Consider the following 17,933-nt stretch of genomic DNA (forward strand, 5'->3'; position numbering starts at 1 on the left):
GTCAGTCTCCCAACGTCCAGAGGATCTTCACGCGGCGATGCGCGATACGCCATCCCTCCGGGATACGGGCGAAGCGATCGATATAGGTGCCTTCCTGGATCACCTGTCCCGCGCGCATCACGAAGAAATAGCTCCAGCCCAGCGCGGCATCCTCGCCAACAAGGTCGATCCGGCTGGTACTGAGGTGGTGACGCGATCCACGCAGGTCGACGCTGTCCGAGCCGGTCCGGGCGACATTCGAAAGGAATGCGGCGATCGCGGACTTGCCGGCGAGCGTCCTTCCGGGGATGTCGAGGACACCGTCCTCTGCGAAGACGGTCAACACGTCGTCGATGCGGCCGCGATCACCTGCAGTGTTGTATATGCTCTGGAGATGCCGGATTTCGGCGCGGGGATCGGTCACGCGGTGAGCTGCCAGTTGCCGGCTGCGGAGGTGTGCCAGCCCGCTGCCGCGGTGATGCCACCGTCAACCGGGATGGTGACTCCGGTGACCCAGGACGAGGCGGGCGAAGCGAGGAAAGCGATGACTGCGCCCGCCTCGTGGATCGTCGCCATCCGGCCGAGCGGCACGTGGCGGTTACGCACCGCGATGCGGGTGGGATCGGTCGGCATGTGCGGGCGCAGTCCGGGCGTGTCGATCAGGTCGGGCGCAATGCAGTTCACGCGGATGTTCCGGTGGGCGAGTTCGAGCGCCATCGTCTTGGTGAATTCGACCATCGCTGCCTTGCATGCGGCATAGACCGCGAAGCCGGGTGCGGCCCGGAGCGCCTCGGTGCTGGCGACATTGACGATCGCGCCACCGGGTTCGAGCAGGCGCGCGGCCTCCTGGGTGGCGGCGAGCATCGAAGTGAAGTTGAGGTCGGTGACGCGTTGCCAGTTGGCGTCGGTCTGGTCGGCGAAGGGGCGGGGTCGGACGCCGCCGGCATTGTTTACAAGGATATCGAGGCGGCCCATTTCAGTTTGGGCGAAGGCGATGAGGGCGCGGGCCTGATCGGCCTGCATCATGTCCACCGGGTGAAAAGCCGCGCGGCGGCCGAGTGCATTTACGGCCGCGACCACGCGCTCGCCATTTTCCGCATCGATGTCACCGATCACCACGTCTGCGCCCATCGCGGCGAGGGCGAGGGCCGCGCCTTCTCCGATGCCATTGGCCCCTGCGGTGACGACCGCGACCTTGCCTTGCAGATCCATTCGCCTCTCCTGTTCCGACGGACGAAAGGCCCGGAGCGGCTCCGGCGCAAGGTCGGTGTCCATCGTATCACAGACGCGATGGAGTGGGGCATTGGCTGGACACTTGTCCAGCGAAAGGCCTAGCGAGGCGGGGTAACGCAGGGAATCGCCAGCATGTCCGATCTCTTCTCCGCCGACCAATTCGAAGCGCTCGACACCTGGCTTGCAGCGAATGTGCCCGCGCTTGGCGAAGGTGCGCTGATCGCCGATTTTGTGGCGGGGGGCACGACCAATGTCGTGATCAAGCTGACCCGTGGCGGTCACGCAGTGGTGCTCCGCAAGGCGCCGGTAATGGGACCGCCCGCCAGTGGCAAGGCGATCCAGCGCGAAGCGACGGTGCTCAAGGGTCTTGGTGGGTCGCGCGTTCCGCACCCGCGCTTTCACGGTTATTGCCATGATCCCGCGGTCGCGGGTGGCCCCTTCTATATCATGGACCTGGTCGATGGCTGGGCTGCGGACCTCAGCCCGATCGACAATCAGATGGCGTTTCCACCACATTTCGCGGGGGGAGACCTTCACTATCTCGCCTATGCGATGGTCGATGGAATCGTCGAGATGGCGAACCTCGATTATGTCGCGGCCGGGCTGGAAGGTTACGGCAAGCCCGACAAGTTTCTGGAGCGGCAGGTCGACCGCTGGGGTAGCCAGCTCGCCAGCTATCCCGAGCGCTATCCCGGGTTTGAGAGCCGCGACCTGCCGGGGCTGGCCTATGTCGCCGATTGGCTGCGCGCGAATGTGCCGGATACCGGCCGGCCGGGGCTGATGCACGGCGACTATGCGATGAACAATGTGCTGTTCGCGAACCGGCCCCCGGCGCGGCTGGCGGCGATCATAGACTGGGAGACTTCGACCATCGGCGATCCGCTGATGGATCTCGCCGCCTATTGTGGGCAGCTCCGCCGCCGCGACGGGCCGCAGCCGGCGAGCCCCTATCTCGACACTGCCCTATTCCCATATTTCGAGGACGCGGTGGACTATTTTGCCGAACGAACCGGCCGCGATGTTTCCCGGATCGATTACTATCAGATCCTCGCCAAGTACCGGATGGCGTGCATCATCGAATATAAGGTCGCCGAAGCCGCCATCGGTCTCGCGCCGCCCGAAAAGGGCGTGCGCTTTGACGGGCTGGTCCGCGGCCTGCTCACCGAAGCCGAAACCCTCGCGCGCGCCGCCGGCTGACGCGCGACCCCATCAGGAGAGAAGCCATGGATTTCACTGTCGACGCCGAGTTCCAGAAGAAGCTCGATTGGATGAAGGACTTTGTCGAGAACAAGGTCCGCCCGCTCGAATTCATCTATGACTATGACAAGGACGCTGCCTACGACATCGAGAATCTGCCGCTGCGCAAGGTGATCAAGCGCCTCCAGCAGGAGGTGAAGGATAACGGCATGTGGGCGGCGCATCTGCCCGAGCATCTGGGCGGTAGCGGCTGCGGCGCGGTCAAGCTCACTTATATGAACGAGATGTTCGGCACCTCGGCATTCGGGCCGGTGGTGTTCGGCTGCCAGGGGCCGGACACGGGCAATAGCGAGATCCTCGCCATGTTCGGTACCGAGGAACAGAAGGCGCAATATCTCCAGCCGCTGCTGGACGGCGACATCTTCTCGACCTTCGCGATGACCGAGCCGCAGGGCGGATCGGACCCCACCAATTTGCGCTGCGTGGCGGTGCGGGATGGCGACGACTGGGTAATCACCGGCGACAAATGGTTCGCGTCGAACGCCAACCATGCCGAATTCATGATCGTGATGACCGCGACCGATCCGAGCGCGCCCCCACACAGCCGCGCGACGATGTTCATTGTGCCGACCAAGTCCGAAGGCTTCGAGATCGTCCGCAATATCGGTTTCTGGACCGACAGCCCCAATTCGGGCGGCCATCCCTGGATCCGCTTCAACGGCGTGCGTGTGCCCGATTCAGCACGGCTCGGACCCGAGGGCGCGGGCTTCAAGGTGGCGCAGTCGCGGCTCGGGGGCGGACGGCTCCACCATGCCCAGCGCACGATCGGACTGGTCAAGCATCTGATCGACATGATGGCCGAGCGCGCGGTCAGCCGCACTTCGGGCGGCGAGCCGATCGGCAACAAGCAGGCCGTGCAGGCGATGATCGCCGAGAGCTATATCGAATATATGCAGTTCCGCTTGCTGGTTCTCTACACCGCCTGGATGTTCGACCAGCAGGAAGAACATGGCCGCGAAGGCCGCAAGATGATCAGCGCGATCAAGGCTGCAATGGCCAAGATTGCGCAGGACGTAACGATCCGCGCGGTCCATCTCCACGGCTCGCATGGCCTGTCCAACATCATGCATTTCGGTGAGTATTTGGCGGTGGCGCTTCACGAAGGCGCAGCCGATGGCGTCACCGAATTGCATCTGGGTTCGGTCGCCAAGGCCGTGCTGCGCGATTACAAGCCGCGCGAAGGCAGCAACCTGCCGAGCGAGACAAGCTTTCTCAAAAAGGCATGGGCCGAGAAGCAGCTCAAGCCGATCCTCGATGAGCTCGGCCTCACGTTCGAGGATGGCCGCGCGGATACCGAGAAAAATCTGCCGGTCGAGAAATATAATCTGAAGCCGACTTCGGTCTGATGGACCTCTCGATCGCGTCGCTGTTCACGGTCGCGGGCAAGACCGCGATCGTGACCGGCGGGTCGAGCGGGATCGGCGCGATGATCGCTGCGACGCTGGCGGCGAACGGCGTGCGGGTGACCATCGTCGGGCGCAAGGCTGACCGGCTTGAGGCCATTGCGAACGAGATCCAGTGCGGCTGGTTCGTGGCGGACCTTACCGAGCCCGAGGAAGTGTCGCGGCTTGCAGCGTCAGTGGATGGGCCGGTCGATATTCTGGTCAACAATGCCGGGGCAAGTTGGGGTGCCGGCTTCGAGGATTTCCCGCTCAGCGGATACGACAAGGTTTTCGCGCTCAATGCGCGGACGCCATTCCTGTTGACCCAAGCGCTGCTGCCGCAGCTCAAGATGCGGGCGAGCGCAGAAGATTTCTCGCGCGTTATCAACATCAGCTCGGTGGGCGCGCGGATGATCGGGGATGCGCCCTCAATCGCCTATGGACCGTCCAAGGCTGCAATCGAACAGATGACGCGCGTGATGGCGCGGCTGCTGGGCCCACGGCTGATCACGGTCAATTGCATCGCGCCGGGCTGGTTTCCATCGCGAATGAATGCGCCATTGGGTGAGCCCGCCGCTGCCCAATGGGTCGCGGACACGCCAGCGGGTCGGCTGGGCACCGCGCGAGACATGGGCGGCCTCGTGCTGTTCCTATGTTCACCCGCCGGATCCTATGTTGACGGGCAGGTAATTGATCTGGACGGCGGCCGCGCGCTTTAGGCCATCGCCAGTTCGGCAAGATTGCTCGGTGTAAACGCGTCGTCGGCAATGCTCCACGGACCGAGGTGGCAGGCCTCGAGCGCTTCGGTCAGCTTCGGATTGGCGTGCATGCGCCGGAACATGCGTTTGGGCCGCTGGGCGCGATCCTCCGCGCCATGCGCGATGACCATATCCATCAGTGCGCTGGCGTAGCGCAGCCGCCGCATTCTCTCCATCCGCTCCTGCGCATAGTCGCGCGCGATCTTCGAATTTCGCGGTGACAGGATCTGCGCGTGGCGGGATTATTTCGATGCCTCGCCTTTCAAGGCGCCGCCAAAGACCGCTTAGGCATTCCTCGCGCGTTCGGCGATGGCCTCGGGGTCGAACCCGTCCTTGCGGAAGGATTGGTTCGCCGATCTGGACTTGAGATGCTCGTTGTCCACGGCGTCGATATAGGTAAGGCCGAAATTCTCCTCAATCAGCGCATTGTAACGGCGCGTGATCCCGGAGTCGTTGGCGGCGATGTCCTCGGCCATCTTCAGAGCGGCGGGCATCAATTCCTCGGCCTCGACCACGCGGTTGACCAAGCCCCAGCGTTCTGCGGTCTCCGCGTCGATCGGATTTCCGCCGAGCGACATCTCCTTCGCGCGACCGAGACCAATGAGGCGGGAGAGGAGGGCGCTCATCCGGCCGCCGGGAATGACCCCAACCCGCGCATGCGTGTCGGCGAACTTCGCGGCCTTCGAGGCGAAGCGGATGTCGCAGCAGAGTGCAAGCTCCAGGCCGCCGGTGATCGCGAAGCCGTTGACCGCTGCGATGACCGGGCCGTCGAATGCGGCCATGCCGAAGCGGCGATGTCCCGCGCCCTGTTCCTCGTCGGCTTGTTGCAGGCGACCGTCCCCGCTGGAGAGTTCCTTCAGGTCCATGCCGGCGCAAAAGGCGCGGCCGTTGCCGGTGAGGATGACGACGCGGGTTTCACCCGACAGGGTCGCGAAGGCATTGGCGAGCTGCGCCGAGAGCGCGCGCGACATCGCGTTGAGTGCGTCGGGGCGATTGAGCGTGATGATTGCAATCGGGCCGCGATGTTCGACCACGACGAGGGGTTCTTCGATCATTCGGGCTCCAGCAAATTGGTGCGGATTGCCTCGACGTCGGCAGGCGTGACGCCCAGCCAGTCGAGATAGGCATCGGTGCTGCCCTGGCGGGCCTCGATTTCCGCGAACATGGCGTCGAGGTAGGCGGGCTCGACCATCAGCATCGGATCCCAGGTCGAAGGGTCGATATCGTCGCGGCCGATATGGTTGAGGAAGCGCGCGCGAGCGGCTTCGATGCTGTCGTTGCTCAGCAGATAATCGGCGAGGATGTCTTCACGCGAGACGCCGAGCAGCTCGTGGAGCAGCGCCGCGAAGGCGCCGGTGCGGTCCTTGCCCCCGGCGCAGTGAAAGAGCAGCGGAAGCTCGCCCCACGCGGCTTCCTTGAACAGGGTGCGGAAGGCGTCGGCTTGTTCGAACGGAAGGCCGCGGTACAGCGCGAACATGCTCTCGCGAAGCCGATCCGCGCTGACATCGGTGCGCGCGACGATCGAGGGCAAATCGGCGCCGCTATGGTGATAGTCGCGGTGAAGTCGGCGGGCGACACCCCAGGGGCGGGAGGGCCGGTTGGCGCGCTCGCCGGATGTGCGCAGGTCGTAGATCAGGCGCAGACCGAGCGCGTCGATATCGGCGATGTCGCTCTTGGTCACCTTTGTGAGTTCTCCCGATCGGAACACGCGACCCCAGCGGATCGGGCGGCCGAAGCGCGTGTCATACCCACCGAGATCGCGAAAATTGGTCGCGCGTTCGAGCGGGAGGTGGCGCATCAATTGACCGCCGGGCTGAACCCGCCATCGATGCGGATATTCGCGCCGGTAACATGATCTGCCAACGGGCTGGCGAGCCAGGCGGCCATCGCTGCTACGCCCTGAAGCGAACCAAGACCCGCGACGGGCTGGCGGGCGTGCCGTTCAATCAAGGCCGCTTCGTCCTCGTGCGCATAGGCTGGTGTTCGGATCAGACCCGGCGAGAGCGTGTTGACGGTGATGCCTGTCCCCGAAAGCGCCTTGGCGAGACCCAAGCTCATATTCACGATCGCGGCCTTGGCCGAGGAATAGGAGTGCGGGACCGCGGCGGGTGTCATGGCATCGGCGCTGGCGATCTGGATGATGCGACCCCAGCGGGACTCGCGCATCGCAGGCGTGGCGCGGTGGATCATACGGACGCCGGGAAGGACCAGCGCGCTGTAATCCGCTGCCCAGGCATTGCTGGCGACCGGCGCGGTGTCGCGGCCGATGGCCGGGCTATGGCCGAGCGCGTTGACGAGGATGTCGATACCGCCGAGTCTGTCGATTGCGGCCGAGAGCGCCGCGTCGGCGGCAGCATCGTCGGTGAGATCGCCCAGCGCGAGTACCGCGGTGCTGCCCGTCTCGCGGATCGATTGCGCCACAGCGTCGGCGCGTCTGCGGTCACGCCCGCCGATCGCCACGGCGACGCCCTCGGCGGCGAGGGTGCGGGCGATCTCCGCGCCAAGTCCCGAAGTCGCGCCCGTCACCAGTGCGCGTTTGCCGGTTAGTGCCAGATCCATATTCGGCTCCTCTCAATGCTTCACTGACCGCTGGCGGACCGGATCGCCAGCATGTTCACGCAAAGCATCGCATAGGTGCTGGCTGCGGGATTGCCTCGGCGCGAGGCAACGGGAATGGTCGGGCGGAGGAGAGCGCGATGGTACAGGCATTCAAGGTGGCGTGGAGCGAGGCGGAGGTGGACGCGCTCAAGCGCCGTCTGGCCGACTGCCCCTTGCCGCCGGCACCCCAGGGGGCGGGCTGGGGGCTGGGATGCGATCGCGATTTCCTCGAGCGATTCCGCGATCATTGGCTAGGCAGCTATGATTGGAAGGCCGCGATGGCCGATCTCAATCGCTATCCGCAGTTCATTGCCGAAGTCGATGGGCAAGCGATCCATTTCGTCCATGTTGAGAGCCCGGTCGCGGACGCCCGGCCGCTGTTGCTGACGCATGGCTGGCCGGGTTCGCACTATGAATTCTGGGGTGTGATCGATCGGCTTTCCGAGGCTGGATTCGATCTCGTGATTCCCAGCCTTCCCGGTTACGCCTTTAGCGGGAAGCCCAGCCAGCCGATCGGCCCGAAGACCACGGCGCGGTTGTGGGATGGGCTGATGAAGCTGCTGGGGTATGATCAGTATCTGGCGCAGGGCGGCGATTGGGGCGCGTTGGTCACCGGGCAGCTTGGGCTCAACCATGCCGATAGCGTACGGGGGGTTCATCTCAACCTTCTTGGTCTGAGGAGCACTGCGCCTCCGCAGAACGACGCCGAAGCCGAATGGGCGGCGAAGTCGGCGGCCGCGTACCAGCGGCTGAGCGGCTATTCGGCGGTGCAGATGATGAAGCCGTTGTCTCTCGGCTGGTTGGGTGCGGGCAACCCATTGGGGCAGGCGGCGTGGGTTCTCGAGCGCTTCCACGATTGGGCCGATCTGAGCGTCGGCGATCTGGAGGCGGTGTTCGGGATGGATCATCTCGTCACCAACGTCATGCTCTACGTCATGCCCGACAGTTTCGCCTCGTCGCTCTGGTTCTATCACGGGATGATCCGCGAAGGCGGGCCGAATGTCCCGGCGGGGCAGCGGTGCGAGGTGCCGACGGGCTTCGCGGCCTTCCCTGGCGATGCGCTCAGTCCTGTCCCGCCGCGGAGCCGTGTCGAGCTGTGCTTCAATCTCATGCATTGGAGCGAGCCGGACGAAGGCGGACATTTCGCAGCGATGGAGAAGCCGGGGCTGTTCGCTGCGGACGTTATCGAATGGGCCGGGAAGGTCTGGCCAGTGGAGAATAAGTGATGAGCGACGCCGTGCCCGAGGGCTATTCCTATGCCCCGTCTCCCAGCGCCTTCCCGAACCATGTCGGGCGGATCTTCCACAAGACGGTGGAACTGCCCGGCGGCGAGGCCGAGAAATGGATCGCGCTCTATGTCGAGGATCATCACGTCAACAGCTGGGGCATGGCGCATGGCGGGCTGATCGCCTTCCTCGCGGAGGTCGCGACGTCTTCGGCGGCGTGGGATCCGTCGGGCCCGCCGGTGGTGACGATCTCGCTGACCACGCAATTCCTGCGTGCGCCAAAGCTTGGGCAGCTGCTCGAGATGCGCTCGCAGGCGACGCGGCGAACGCGCAGCCTGGTGTTCGTCGATGCACAGGCTTTCGCGGATGGCGAGCTGCAGTTCACCGCGACCGCGGTGAACAAGGTGATCGGCGGTTAGCCGAGCGCGGCGATCACAGCCTGGGCGGTGGTAATCCGCGCGAGCATGCGAAGCTGCTGTGCGACGATCACCTCATGTGTCGCTGCGTCCGCACCGGCAATGCAGTCTTCTGGGATCACGACATGATAGCCGAGATCGACTGCGGTCATCGTGTTTCCGGGCATCGCGATATTGGTCGAGACGCCGGTGAGCACGACGGTCGAGATATCCATCCGCCGCAATGTCACGTCGAGATTGGTGCCGTTGAACGCGATTAGTCCGGCGGGGCGATCAAGGACGATGTCCTCGGGGTGGGGGACGAGCTGGGGGACATAGGCAGCCTCGGGGCTGCCCTTTTTGAGCTTGCCGCCCTTGAGGGTGAGCGCATTGATCAGCGAGTTCGGCTTGATATCGGCCAGATCGTGCCGATGGATAACCGGGGCGTGGATCACCGGCAGCCCGCGCGCCCGGAACGCGGCAGCGAGCGTGGCGATGCGATCGAGGATACCGCGCTCGGCGACCTGTGCCGCGAGACCGGGGAAGCCGCTATACGCCGCATCGACCACCCCGAGCTGGCACTCGTTGACGATCAGCGCGGCGCGCCCCTCGATCTTCAGTTCGTTCGCCATCGTGCTCTCCTTTCGGGTGACTTAGCGCACGGCGCAGATCGCCCCAAGGCGAGCGGATTTCGTGCACATCCTTGATCATATCCGGCGCACTTTGCGGGTCGCGCATATCGTGCGCACAGACGGGGCGATGGAACGGCAATATTCCGAAGGCGTATTGGCGCCCTATGGCGGGGAGCGCCCGCCCGCGCCTGCCTGGTTTGATTGGGCCATTGCGCAGGCGCCCGAGCGCTCGAGCTTCGATGTAGGCGCTATCGAGATCGAGCTGCTCACCTGGGGAGCTCGGGGCAAGCCGGGGTTGCTGTTTCTCCACGGCGACAGTGCGCATGCCGACTGGTGGTCGTTCATCGCGCCCTTCTTTGCCGACGAGTTCCGCTGCGCTGCGATCTCGTGGAGCGGGATGGGGAGTTCGGGAAGGCGGCCTACCTATACGTTCGGTGAGTGGGCGGACGAAGCGATCGGGGCGATTGACGCCGCCGGCCTCGACGACGATGGGCACGGCGCGATGATCGTCGCGCATTCGCTCGGCGGTTATCCGGCGCTGATCGCCGGCGCGCGGAGCGATCGGGTTCGCGGCATCGTGTCGCTCGACAGTGCGATCATCCCTCAGGATCTGATGGCCGATGTGCCTCGCCCGAAGCCGCGCCCGCACAAATTCTACGCCTGTCCGACAGAGGCCTTGGCGCGGTTCCGCTTCATGCCGCCGACGATCGGAGACCAGCATTACGCGGTCGATCATATTGCGCGTCTGGGAGTGACCGAAACCGCAAATGGATGGTGCTGGCGGTTCGATCCCGAAATCTGGCGTGATATCGAAAGCCGTAGCGGTGACCTGATTTCCGATCTGCCGCGCAATGCCCGCTGCCCATTGGCGCTGATCGTCGGCGAGGCGTCGGAGCTGATCCGCGATGAGATCGCGACCTATATGCGCGGCCTATACCCTGAGGGAACGCCATTCATTGGCATCCCCGAAGCGGGTCATCACATCATGGCTGACCAGCCGCTAGCGCTGATCGCGGCGCTGCGGACCTGCTTTGCCTATTGGCCGGAGAGGACGAGATGAAACTGGAGGGAAAGCGCTTCGTCGTGACGGGATCGGCGACGGGCATGGGTGCGGCGACTGTCGCAGCCTTTGTACGCGAGGGTGCCGAGGTCGTAGGCTTCTACCGCAGCCGGGGCTATGAGGCGTTGGCTGAGCGGTTGGCGGGCGAGCCCGGATCGGCGCATTTCGTCAAGGTCGATGTATCCGAGAAGGAGGAGGTCTTCCCCGCAATGGCTGCGGCCGCCGAGCGGCTGGGCGGGGTCGACGGCCTCGTCCATGCGGCTGCGGTGTGCCCGACCACGGCCGCCGAAGATATCGGCATCGACCAACTGATGGAGGTTCTGCGCGTCAATGTTGGCGGCACGATGCTGACGAACCAGGCGGTGTTGCCTTTCCTTCAGGCCAATGGTGGCGGGCGGATCCTCAACTTCGCCTCGTCCGCCGGCGCGACCGGGTCGGCGATCAAGGCCGACTATGCCGCGTCCAAAGGCGCGGTGCTGGCGTGGAGCCGCTCGATCGCGGTCGCCTGGGCAAGGCATAACATCACGGTCAATATGATCTGCCCCGTGATCAGCACCGATATGTACCAGGCGACACGCGATGCGATGACGCCAGAGCAACTGGCTGGGCATGACGCCTCGCTGGCGACGGCAATTCCGCTGGGCGGCAAGTTCGGCGATCCCGATCGCGACTTTGCGCCGGTGGCGGTCTTCCTTGCGGGCGAGGGCGCCCGGTTCATGACCGGGCAGATGTTCTCAGTCGATGGTGGTGTGCTGATGGTGCGATAGCGCGCGGCGCGTCGCCCCAACGTTCAACGATACGGAGAATATCATGCCGAAGCTCATCATAGTCACGCGCGAAGGTGAAGAGCGCGAGGTGACCGGCGAGGCGGGCCTGTCGGTGATGGAAGTGATCCGGGAGAACGGCTTCGATGAACTGCTGGCGCTGTGCGGCGGGTGTTGCTCGTGCGCGACGTGTCATGTGCATGTCGATCCCGAATTCGTTTCGATGCTTCCGCCGATGAACGGGGATGAGGATGACCTGCTCGACAGCTCGTCCGATCGGAATGAATGCTCCCGCCTTTCATGCCAGTTGCCGTTCAGCGATGCGCTGGATGGTCTGCGCGTGACGATTGCCGCCGAGGATTGAGCGGCAGGCGCGATCAGCAGGCGAGCCTGGTCACGTCCGCATATTGCGCGCTGAGCGCCTGAACCGCGCGATAGGCCATGTGGACGGCATCGCCGATCCGCCCGACCTGGCGGCTGTCTCCGACGACGCTTATTGTGATCCCGGCATTGCCAAGCGCTTCGGCAAGCTGATCGGCGGGACGGCGGCCCTGCGCGAGGAGGAGGCGATCGGCCTCAAGCTCGGTCGCGGTGTCGCCGGTTTCGATCGTCACCTTGCCTCCCGCGACGCTGCGGATGTGGCTGTTGTCGAGAATCGTGATTAGGGGATTCTCATGGAGCCGGCGGAGCAGCCCCATGCGGTAGACCCAGTCGGCCGAGCGCGCGAGCTTGTCCGCGGGCGAACGGCTGACAAGCGTCACGCGAACCCCGTGATGGGCACAGAATTCGGCGGTCTCGCAGCCGGTTTCGCCGCCACCATAGACGATCGCGTGCGCACCTTCCGGCAGACCCAGCTCGCGCTCGCGCATCAGGAGGTCATAGGCGTCCATCACGATCGGATCGTCGATACCCTCGATCGGCAGGTCGATGCGGCGCGTGCCGGCGGCGAGGATCGCCACATCGGGCTTCATTGCGAGGATATCCTCGATCAGCGCCTTCTGCCCAAAATGCTTGACGACCCCGCTCTCGGCCAGCCGGTTGCCGAGATAATCGGAATACCAGAACAGCTTTTCCTTTCCTGGCGGCGTGGCCGAGGCGATGATGCCGCCGCCGGTAAAGCTGCGCGTTTCAAAAATGTGGGTCTCGAAGCCTGACTGCTGGAGCAGCAGCGCTGCGGACGCGCCGCCGGGGCCCGCACCGATCACCACGGCGCGCTTACCCTTGCCCATATCGGTGGGGATCGGCGGGTCGAGTTCGGTGCCGGTGCGCGGGTTCTCCGCGCAGCCGACCTGGATGCGGCCGGGATGCGGGCTGATGCACCAGTTGCACGAGGTGCAGGGGCGGATCAGGTCGCGGCGTCCGGCCCTGGCCTTGTTCGCCCATTCGGGATCGGTGAGCATCGGGCGGCCCAGCGCAATCAGGTCGGCATCGCCGTCCGCGACCGCCTTCTCGCCGGTTTCGGGCCAGCGGATCTGCCCGACCGCGATCACCGGCACGCCGGTCGCCTTGCGGATGCGCGCGGCATAGGGAATGCGCCAGCCTTCGGGCGTGGACATGGGTTCGACCACCGTCTCGAAGGCCTGGCCGACGCCCCAGCCCATCGAGATGTGCAACGCGTCGGCACCGGCCTCGACCAGTCTCGGCGAGATATCCTCCATATCGTCGATGGTGAGACCGCCGGGGCGGAATTCGTCGGCGGACAGGCGATAGACCAAAGGCAGGTCGCCGATATTCTCGCGGACCGAGCGGATCACCGCGAGCGGAAAGGCGAGGCGGCGTCCGGGATCGCCGCCCCATGCGTCGTCGCGCTTGTTACCGAGCGGCGACATGAACTGGGTGAGCAGATAGCCATGGGCACCATGGAGTTCGACGCCGTCATAGCCGGCCTCGACCGCCAGTGCGGCGGTGTTGCCGTAGGCGGCAACCATCTTCGCGACTTCATCCGAGGTCATGCCGCGGCACGTCATCTTCTCGGGGTCGCGCTTCGAGAAAATGTCGCTGGGCCCGATCGGCATCCCGCCCGGCAGCACCTTGGGATTCGCATATTGCCCGCAATGCTGGATCTGCATGAAGATCTTCGCGCCCGCGTCGTGGATCGTGCGGACGAGACGGCGATGGCCGTCGAGATTCTTCCGGTCGTCGAGATGCAGCTGATATTCGTGTGCGCGGCCGGTATCCGGATCGACGCAGGTATATTCGACGATGATCAATCCCATCCCGCCGAGCGCCCGCTCGCGATAGAAGGCGATCATCGCGGGAGTGACTTCGCCTTCGAGACCGCCCAACTCGGTCGACATCGGCGCCATCACCAGCCGGTTGGGCAGAGTGACGCCGCGGATCGTCAGCGGCTGGAACAGGTGTGGATAGGCCTCTGACATCAGGCGCGCTGGTTGAAGCGGCGACCGACCAGGGCCGACGCGATGTTGGTCTTCTGGACGTCGGTTGTGCCGCCGGCGATACCCCAGGCGTAGCTGTCGCGCACGCGCTGTTCCATCCGGTACTCCTTCGAATAGCCGTATCCGCCCATGATCTGGAGGCCTGTGGATGCGACCTCGACCACCATCTCGTTCGAGAAGCATTTGGCGATCGAGCTATCGAGGATCGAGGGCAGGCCCTGGCTGGCATTGACAGCCGCGCGATAGATGAGGAGGCGCGAGGCCTCGACCTTCATCGCCATCTCGGCGAGCTTCATCTGGATCGCCTGGAAATCGACAATCGGCTTGCTGAACTGGGTGCGTTCCTGAGCATAGGCGGTCGCCTCTTCGAGCGCCGCGGCTGCGATGCCGAGGCCCATCGTGGCGTTGCCGCAGCGTTCAAGGCTGAACGCGGTCATCAGCTTAGCGAAGCCGCCCTTGGGGACGATGATATTGTCCCTGGGCACGCGAACATCGTCGAGGAAGATGTCGGCTGAGGGGATGCCGCGAAAGCCCATCAATTGCTCGGGCCGACCGAAGCTGAGCCCTTCGCGCTCCTTCTCGACCAGCACTGCGCCGATGCCCTTGGCGCCCGGCTCGCCGTCGAAGCGGCAATAGACGATGTAATAGTCCGAATGGCCGCCGCCCGAGCACCAGCGCTTCTGGCCGGTGAGGACGATCTCGTCGCCGTCATAGCGAGCGGCGGTCTTGAGGTCGGTGAGGGCGGTGCCGGCCGAGGGCTCCGACATCGAGACCGCAACGATCTTGTCGCCCTGGATGACCTCGGGAAGAATGCGATCCTTGAGCGTGTCGGACGCGAAATGCTGGACGGTGCGGACCGGGCCGGTGGCGCTTTCGAAGATCGGCCATGCGACCGCAGGCGAGATCATCGCGAACTGTTCGAGCACCAACAAAGCCTCAAGATGGCCGAGGCCGAGGCCGCCATATTGTTCGGGCAGGTTGATGCCGAGAAAACCCATTTCGGCGTAGCGCTTCCGCATTGCCTCGGGCAGCGGCATCGCCTTCTCTTCCATCTCGCGCGAGAGATCCATCAGTTCGGCGCGGGCGAATTTGCGCGCGGTTTCCTGAAGTTCGCGCTGATCGTCGGAGAGCTGGAAATCCATCTTACTTCGCCTTGATTTCGATGACCGCGTCGAGCGCGACGACACCCTGGGTGCGCACGACGAGCGGGTTCACTTCGATGGTGGAAATTTGATCAGCGTGCTGGACCGCGAGGACCGAAAGGCCCGAAACGGCCTTGGCCAGCGCTTCGATGTCGTGGCGGGGCGAACCGCGCCAGCCGGTGAGGAGCGGGGCGGTCTTGAGCTTGCCGATCATGCCGAGCACCTGCGCTTCGCTGACCGGGGCGAGCGCACAGACGGTATCCTTGAGCAATTCGACGAGCGTGCCGCCGAGGCCGAAGGTGACGACCGGCCCAAAGGCTTCGTCATGGTGGATGCCGACGATCGTTTCGACCCCGCCTTTGACCATTTCGGAGATGAGGTAGCCGTCGATCTTCGCATCGGGGAGCTTGGCCGGGATGGTGGCGGCCATCGTCTCGACCGCGTCGCGCACCGCATCGGCCGAGGTCAGACCGAGGGCGACGCCGCCATATTCGGTCTTGTGCAGGATGTCGGCGGAAGCGACCTTCACCACCACCGGGAAGCCGATCTCGGACGCGAGTTTTGCTGCTTCCTCCGGCGATTTGGCGAGCGCTTCCTTGGGCGAAGGAACGCCGGCAGCGGCGAGCAGCGCCTTGGCCTGGGCCTCGTTCAGCTTGCCGTCGATCCTCAGGGGCACAGCGGCGGGAACCGCAACGGGTTTGGGTGCCGGCTGCGCGAAAGTTTCACGGAACTTGGCCAGCGCCGACAGCGCCGCGATGGCGCGCGAGGGGTCTTCGAAGGCGAGCAGGCCCTTGGCGTCATATTCGCGGACCATCTCGGGATCGGCGGTCACCGAGACGAAGACGAGCTGATCGGGCGCGCGAGAATGGGCGTTCGCGATTGCTTGCTGAAGAGGACGCGCCATCGAGGGCGCGGCGCCCGCAATGCCGAGGAAGATCAAGGTTGCGTCAAAGGCGTTCGAAGCGAAAACCGCGTCGAGCGTCTTTTCCATGATGTCGTGATTGGTGGTGACCAGCCCCGTCATGTCGATCGGATTTGCGGGCGAGCAATGCGGGACGAGCGCCTTGAGCGCAACCTGCGTTTCGGCGGGGACGCTGCCCATCGCGAGCCCGGCATCGCTGACGAAATCGGCGCACTGGACGCCGACGCCGCCAGAGATGCTGATGACGCCGACGCGCGGGCCCTTTGGCAGCACGCCCTTCGACAGCGCATAAGCGATATCGAGCAGTTCGTCGGTGGTGCGCGCGCGGTGGACGCCGTAATGGTCGAACACCGCGTCGTAGATACTGTCCTCGCCGGTGAGCGAGGCGGTGTGGCTCGCGGCGGCGGCACTGCCTTCGGCGGTGCGGCCGACTTTCATCATCACCACCGGCTTGTTCGCGCGCCGCGCGCGGTCGAGCGCCGCGATCAGCTTCTGGCTGTCGCGCAGCCCTTCGATATAGGCGAGCAGGATTTCGGATTCGGGTTGCCCCGCCATCCACCACAGCGCGTCGCCGATATCGACATCGGCTTCGTTGCCGGTGGTCACCCACTGGCTGATGCCGAGTCCGCGCCGGAACAGATGCTTCATCAGATAGCCGCCATAGCCGCCGCTCTGGCTGGCGACGGCGATCTTGCCGGGGGCCGGGACGCCCTCCTCCAGCGCGGAAGCAAAGGTGCCGTAGAAGCCCGCATGAGGGTTCATCAGCCCCATGCAGTTAGGCCCGAGCAGGCGCAGCCCGGCGGCGCGCGCCGTGGCGACGATCTGATCCTGCTTGGCCTGGCCCTCGGCGCCAGTCTCGGAAAATCCCGCGCCATAGAGAATGGCGGATTTGACGCCACTGGCGATGCAATCCTCGACCGTCTGCTGCGTGACATCGGCGCTGATCGCCAGAATTGCGCAGTCGACGGCGCCAGGGACGTCCTTGATCGAGGGATAGGCCTTGAGCCCCTGAATTTCCTCGCGGCCCGGATTGACCGGATAGATCGGCCCATCGAAGCCGGCCTCGAGCAGATATTGGATCGGGCGGCCGCCAAAGCGGCGCTGGTCGCTCGACGCGCCGATCACCGCAACCGATCGCGGCGCGAACAGCGCGGTCAGATTGTCGGATGCCGTGTCCGTCTGAGGGTCTTGAAATACAGTAGCCATCGCGATCGAGCCTTTGACCCGAAGCCGTCCGGGTTCCAACCGGCCGCGGGAAACGAACACATCCATGCTAAGGCCTTCGAAAGCCCGCGAACCGGTGTACGCTCGGATTGGGACGGGATACATCCTGCATCGAACATGGCGCAAAAGGGCACAGTAAATCTGTGAATCGCGCCTTGAATTAGCAGGGGTTTCATGTCCGATTTCGTTCTTCGGCAGGAGGTGGGCGATGTTGTCGTCTTCACGCTCAATGCGCCCAAGGTGCGCAATGCCATTTCACTGGAAATGCGCGAGGAACTGCTCGGCTATTTGAAGGAAGCGTCGAATTCATCGACGATCCGCGCGATCGTGCTGACCGGGGCAGAGGGCAATTTCTGTTCGGGCGGGCAATTGCAGCCGACCAACGGCGCGGCGCCCAAGCCCGATGCCCAGCGCACGCGCCGCAACATCGCGATGCTGCAGGATATCGTCCGGCTGCTCAGCGCCGGCCCCAAGCCGACGATCGCAGCGGTCGAAGGCTATGCCTATGGCGCGGGTCTGTCGCTCGCTGCGGCGTGCGATGTGCTGATTGCCGGCGGAACCGCGCGCTTCTGCGCCTCGTTCGGCAAGATCGGGCTGATGGCCGATGCCGGGCTGATCTGGTCGCTGCCGCAGCGCGTGGGGCCCGCACGCGGGCGCGAGATCATGCTGACCGGGCGCGTCATTGATGCGGCCGAGGCGGGCCAGATCGGCCTCGCCAACCAGGTCGTGCCAGGGGGATCGGCGCTCGATGCCGCCATGGAGGTCGCCAACAGCTTCGCCAACATCGCGCCGCTTGCGATCGCCTCGATGAAGCGTGTGCTGGCGCGCGGGCCCAATTCGCTGGAGGACGTGCTTCATGCGGAGGGTGACGCCCAGCCGGTGCTGACGCTGAGCCAGGACTATGCGGAGGGCCGCGCTGCGTTCAAGGAAAAGCGCAAGCCCGTGTTCCGCGGGGCTTGAACGGA

The 17,933-nt window shown here is 64.8% G+C and carries 19 protein-coding genes; 9 read left to right on the forward strand and 10 right to left on the reverse strand.

The window, feature by feature from the left end; genetic code table 11:
• Position 1: 1 nt before the first annotated feature.
• Together BGP17_RS03705 and BGP17_RS03710 are read right to left on the reverse strand one after the other, a co-directional pair.
• Positions 2-403 carry a nuclear transport factor 2 family protein gene (locus BGP17_RS03705; RefSeq protein WP_286711056.1) on the reverse strand — a complete coding sequence of 134 codons (402 nt, stop codon included), beginning with the start codon at positions 401-403 and terminating at the stop codon, positions 2-4.
• Entirely contained in the window at positions 400-1,191 is a 792-nt protein-coding gene (locus tag BGP17_RS03710; protein ID WP_286711057.1) for an SDR family NAD(P)-dependent oxidoreductase, read from the reverse strand. The genes BGP17_RS03705 and BGP17_RS03710 overlap by 4 nt, the downstream gene beginning before the upstream one ends.
• A gap of 153 nt (positions 1,192-1,344) precedes the next feature.
• On the opposite strand from BGP17_RS03710, the gene BGP17_RS03715 reads away from it, so the two are divergent.
• Genes BGP17_RS03715 through BGP17_RS03725 form a run of 3 tightly spaced genes read left to right on the forward strand, consistent with a single transcriptional unit; the run spans position 1,345 to position 4,570 of the window.
• On the forward strand, positions 1,345-2,409 hold the full coding sequence (locus tag BGP17_RS03715) for a phosphotransferase family protein (RefSeq protein WP_286711058.1): 1,065 nt from the start codon (positions 1,345-1,347) through the stop codon (positions 2,407-2,409).
• 26 nt (positions 2,410-2,435) lie between these two features.
• Positions 2,436-3,815 carry an acyl-CoA dehydrogenase family protein gene (locus BGP17_RS03720; RefSeq protein WP_286711059.1) on the forward strand — a complete coding sequence of 460 codons (1,380 nt, stop codon included), beginning with the start codon at positions 2,436-2,438 and terminating at the stop codon, positions 3,813-3,815.
• The gene (locus tag BGP17_RS03725) at positions 3,815-4,570 is read left to right on the forward strand and encodes an SDR family NAD(P)-dependent oxidoreductase (RefSeq protein WP_286711060.1); all 756 of its coding nucleotides are present in this window, start codon (positions 3,815-3,817) and stop codon (positions 4,568-4,570) included. The genes BGP17_RS03720 and BGP17_RS03725 overlap by 1 nt, the downstream gene beginning before the upstream one ends.
• Here BGP17_RS03725 and BGP17_RS03730 read toward each other — a convergent pair.
• The 4 genes from BGP17_RS03730 to BGP17_RS03745 all read right to left on the reverse strand — a co-directional run bounded on the left by BGP17_RS03730 (position 4,567) and on the right by BGP17_RS03745 (position 7,168).
• Positions 4,567-4,776 (reverse strand): hypothetical protein, encoded by a 210-nt coding sequence (locus tag BGP17_RS03730; RefSeq protein ID WP_286711061.1) that lies wholly within the window; start codon positions 4,774-4,776, stop codon positions 4,567-4,569. The genes BGP17_RS03725 and BGP17_RS03730 overlap by 4 nt on opposite strands.
• Before the next feature lie 117 nt (positions 4,777-4,893).
• Positions 4,894-5,664, reverse strand: coding sequence for an enoyl-CoA hydratase (locus tag BGP17_RS03735; RefSeq protein WP_286711062.1), 771 nt, complete (start codon positions 5,662-5,664; stop codon positions 4,894-4,896).
• The gene (locus BGP17_RS03740) at positions 5,661-6,407 is read right to left on the reverse strand and encodes a tyrosine-protein phosphatase (protein ID WP_286711063.1); all 747 of its coding nucleotides are present in this window, start codon (positions 6,405-6,407) and stop codon (positions 5,661-5,663) included. The genes BGP17_RS03735 and BGP17_RS03740 overlap by 4 nt, the downstream gene beginning before the upstream one ends.
• Positions 6,407-7,168 carry an SDR family NAD(P)-dependent oxidoreductase gene (locus BGP17_RS03745; RefSeq protein WP_286711064.1) on the reverse strand — a complete coding sequence of 254 codons (762 nt, stop codon included), beginning with the start codon at positions 7,166-7,168 and terminating at the stop codon, positions 6,407-6,409. Before BGP17_RS03745 ends, BGP17_RS03740 begins: the two co-directional genes overlap by 1 nt.
• Positions 7,169-7,305: 137 nt before the next feature.
• Between BGP17_RS03745 and BGP17_RS03750 the strand changes: the two genes are divergently transcribed.
• Both BGP17_RS03750 and BGP17_RS03755 read left to right on the forward strand, forming a co-directional pair.
• Complete coding sequence (locus BGP17_RS03750) at positions 7,306-8,433, forward strand: epoxide hydrolase family protein (RefSeq protein WP_286711065.1); 1,128 nt, start codon at positions 7,306-7,308, stop codon at positions 8,431-8,433.
• Positions 8,433-8,852, forward strand: coding sequence for a PaaI family thioesterase (locus BGP17_RS03755; protein ID WP_286711066.1), 420 nt, complete (start codon positions 8,433-8,435; stop codon positions 8,850-8,852). The genes BGP17_RS03750 and BGP17_RS03755 overlap by 1 nt, the downstream gene beginning before the upstream one ends.
• On the opposite strand, the gene BGP17_RS03760 is transcribed toward BGP17_RS03755, so the two are convergent.
• Positions 8,849-9,460 (reverse strand): cysteine hydrolase family protein, encoded by a 612-nt coding sequence (locus tag BGP17_RS03760; RefSeq protein ID WP_286711067.1) that lies wholly within the window; start codon positions 9,458-9,460, stop codon positions 8,849-8,851. The two genes, BGP17_RS03755 and BGP17_RS03760, sit on opposite strands and share 4 nt — an antisense overlap.
• A 61-nt stretch (positions 9,461-9,521) precedes the next feature.
• Here BGP17_RS03760 and BGP17_RS03765 point away from each other — a divergent pair, with 61 nt between their 5' ends.
• Genes BGP17_RS03765 through BGP17_RS03775 form a run of 3 tightly spaced genes read left to right on the forward strand, consistent with a single transcriptional unit; the run spans position 9,522 to position 11,648 of the window.
• On the forward strand, positions 9,522-10,520 hold the full coding sequence (locus BGP17_RS03765) for an alpha/beta fold hydrolase (RefSeq protein WP_286711068.1): 999 nt from the start codon (positions 9,522-9,524) through the stop codon (positions 10,518-10,520).
• Entirely contained in the window at positions 10,499-11,287 is a 789-nt protein-coding gene (locus BGP17_RS03770) for an SDR family NAD(P)-dependent oxidoreductase (protein WP_286711069.1), read from the forward strand. Before BGP17_RS03765 ends, BGP17_RS03770 begins: the two co-directional genes overlap by 22 nt.
• A gap of 43 nt (positions 11,288-11,330) precedes the next feature.
• Positions 11,331-11,648 (forward strand): 2Fe-2S iron-sulfur cluster-binding protein, encoded by a 318-nt coding sequence (locus tag BGP17_RS03775; protein ID WP_286711070.1) that lies wholly within the window; start codon positions 11,331-11,333, stop codon positions 11,646-11,648.
• Between the two features lie 13 nt (positions 11,649-11,661).
• Here BGP17_RS03775 and BGP17_RS03780 read toward each other — a convergent pair whose 3' ends face one another.
• Genes BGP17_RS03780 through BGP17_RS03790 form a run of 3 tightly spaced genes read right to left on the reverse strand, consistent with a single transcriptional unit; the run spans position 11,662 to position 16,950 of the window.
• Entirely contained in the window at positions 11,662-13,662 is a 2,001-nt protein-coding gene (locus tag BGP17_RS03780) for an oxidoreductase (protein ID WP_286711071.1), read from the reverse strand.
• Entirely contained in the window at positions 13,662-14,822 is a 1,161-nt protein-coding gene (locus BGP17_RS03785; protein WP_286711072.1) for an acyl-CoA dehydrogenase family protein, read from the reverse strand. Before BGP17_RS03785 ends, BGP17_RS03780 begins: the two co-directional genes overlap by 1 nt.
• A 1-nt stretch (position 14,823) precedes the next feature.
• Positions 14,824-16,950, reverse strand: a complete 2,127-nt coding sequence (locus BGP17_RS03790; protein WP_286711073.1) for an acetate--CoA ligase family protein — start codon at positions 16,948-16,950, stop codon at positions 14,824-14,826.
• Positions 16,951-17,142: 192 nt separating this feature from the next.
• Between BGP17_RS03790 and BGP17_RS03795 the strand changes: the two genes are divergently transcribed.
• Positions 17,143-17,928: an enoyl-CoA hydratase/isomerase family protein gene (locus BGP17_RS03795; RefSeq protein WP_286711074.1), complete on the forward strand. Its 786-nt coding sequence runs from the start codon at positions 17,143-17,145 to the stop codon at positions 17,926-17,928.
• Positions 17,929-17,933: the final 5 nt, after the last annotated feature.

Source organism: Sphingomonas sp. 67-41 (genome assembly GCF_001899725.1).
GTDB classification, from domain to species: domain Bacteria; phylum Pseudomonadota; class Alphaproteobacteria; order Sphingomonadales; family Sphingomonadaceae; genus Sphingomonas; species Sphingomonas leidyi.

What these genes read in the sequence shown, in the direction of transcription:
- BGP17_RS03710 (WP_286711057.1), bottom strand. Translation starts at nt 1,191, where the DNA reads ATGGATCTGCAAGGCAAGGTCGCGGTCGTCACCGCAGGGGCCAATGGC.
- BGP17_RS03715 (WP_286711058.1), top strand. Translation starts at nt 1,345, where the DNA reads ATGTCCGATCTCTTCTCCGCCGACCAATTCGAAGCGCTCGACACCTGG.
- BGP17_RS03720 (WP_286711059.1), top strand. Translation starts at nt 2,436, where the DNA reads ATGGATTTCACTGTCGACGCCGAGTTCCAGAAGAAGCTCGATTGGATG.
- BGP17_RS03725 (WP_286711060.1), top strand. Translation starts at nt 3,815, where the DNA reads ATGGACCTCTCGATCGCGTCGCTGTTCACGGTCGCGGGCAAGACCGCG.
- BGP17_RS03730 (WP_286711061.1), bottom strand. Translation starts at nt 4,776, where the DNA reads ATGCGGCGGCTGCGCTACGCCAGCGCACTGATGGATATGGTCATCGCG.
- BGP17_RS03735 (WP_286711062.1), bottom strand. Translation starts at nt 5,664, where the DNA reads ATGATCGAAGAACCCCTCGTCGTGGTCGAACATCGCGGCCCGATTGCA.
- BGP17_RS03740 (WP_286711063.1), bottom strand. Translation starts at nt 6,407, where the DNA reads ATGCGCCACCTCCCGCTCGAACGCGCGACCAATTTTCGCGATCTCGGT.
- BGP17_RS03745 (WP_286711064.1), bottom strand. Translation starts at nt 7,168, where the DNA reads ATGGATCTGGCACTAACCGGCAAACGCGCACTGGTGACGGGCGCGACT.
- BGP17_RS03750 (WP_286711065.1), top strand. Translation starts at nt 7,306, where the DNA reads ATGGTACAGGCATTCAAGGTGGCGTGGAGCGAGGCGGAGGTGGACGCG.
- BGP17_RS03755 (WP_286711066.1), top strand. Translation starts at nt 8,433, where the DNA reads ATGAGCGACGCCGTGCCCGAGGGCTATTCCTATGCCCCGTCTCCCAGC.
- BGP17_RS03760 (WP_286711067.1), bottom strand. Translation starts at nt 9,460, where the DNA reads ATGGCGAACGAACTGAAGATCGAGGGGCGCGCCGCGCTGATCGTCAAC.
- BGP17_RS03775 (WP_286711070.1), top strand. Translation starts at nt 11,331, where the DNA reads ATGCCGAAGCTCATCATAGTCACGCGCGAAGGTGAAGAGCGCGAGGTG.
- BGP17_RS03780 (WP_286711071.1), bottom strand. Translation starts at nt 13,662, where the DNA reads ATGTCAGAGGCCTATCCACACCTGTTCCAGCCGCTGACGATCCGCGGC.
- BGP17_RS03785 (WP_286711072.1), bottom strand. Translation starts at nt 14,822, where the DNA reads ATGGATTTCCAGCTCTCCGACGATCAGCGCGAACTTCAGGAAACCGCG.
- BGP17_RS03790 (WP_286711073.1), bottom strand. Translation starts at nt 16,950, where the DNA reads ATGGCTACTGTATTTCAAGACCCTCAGACGGACACGGCATCCGACAAT.
- BGP17_RS03795 (WP_286711074.1), top strand. Translation starts at nt 17,143, where the DNA reads ATGTCCGATTTCGTTCTTCGGCAGGAGGTGGGCGATGTTGTCGTCTTC.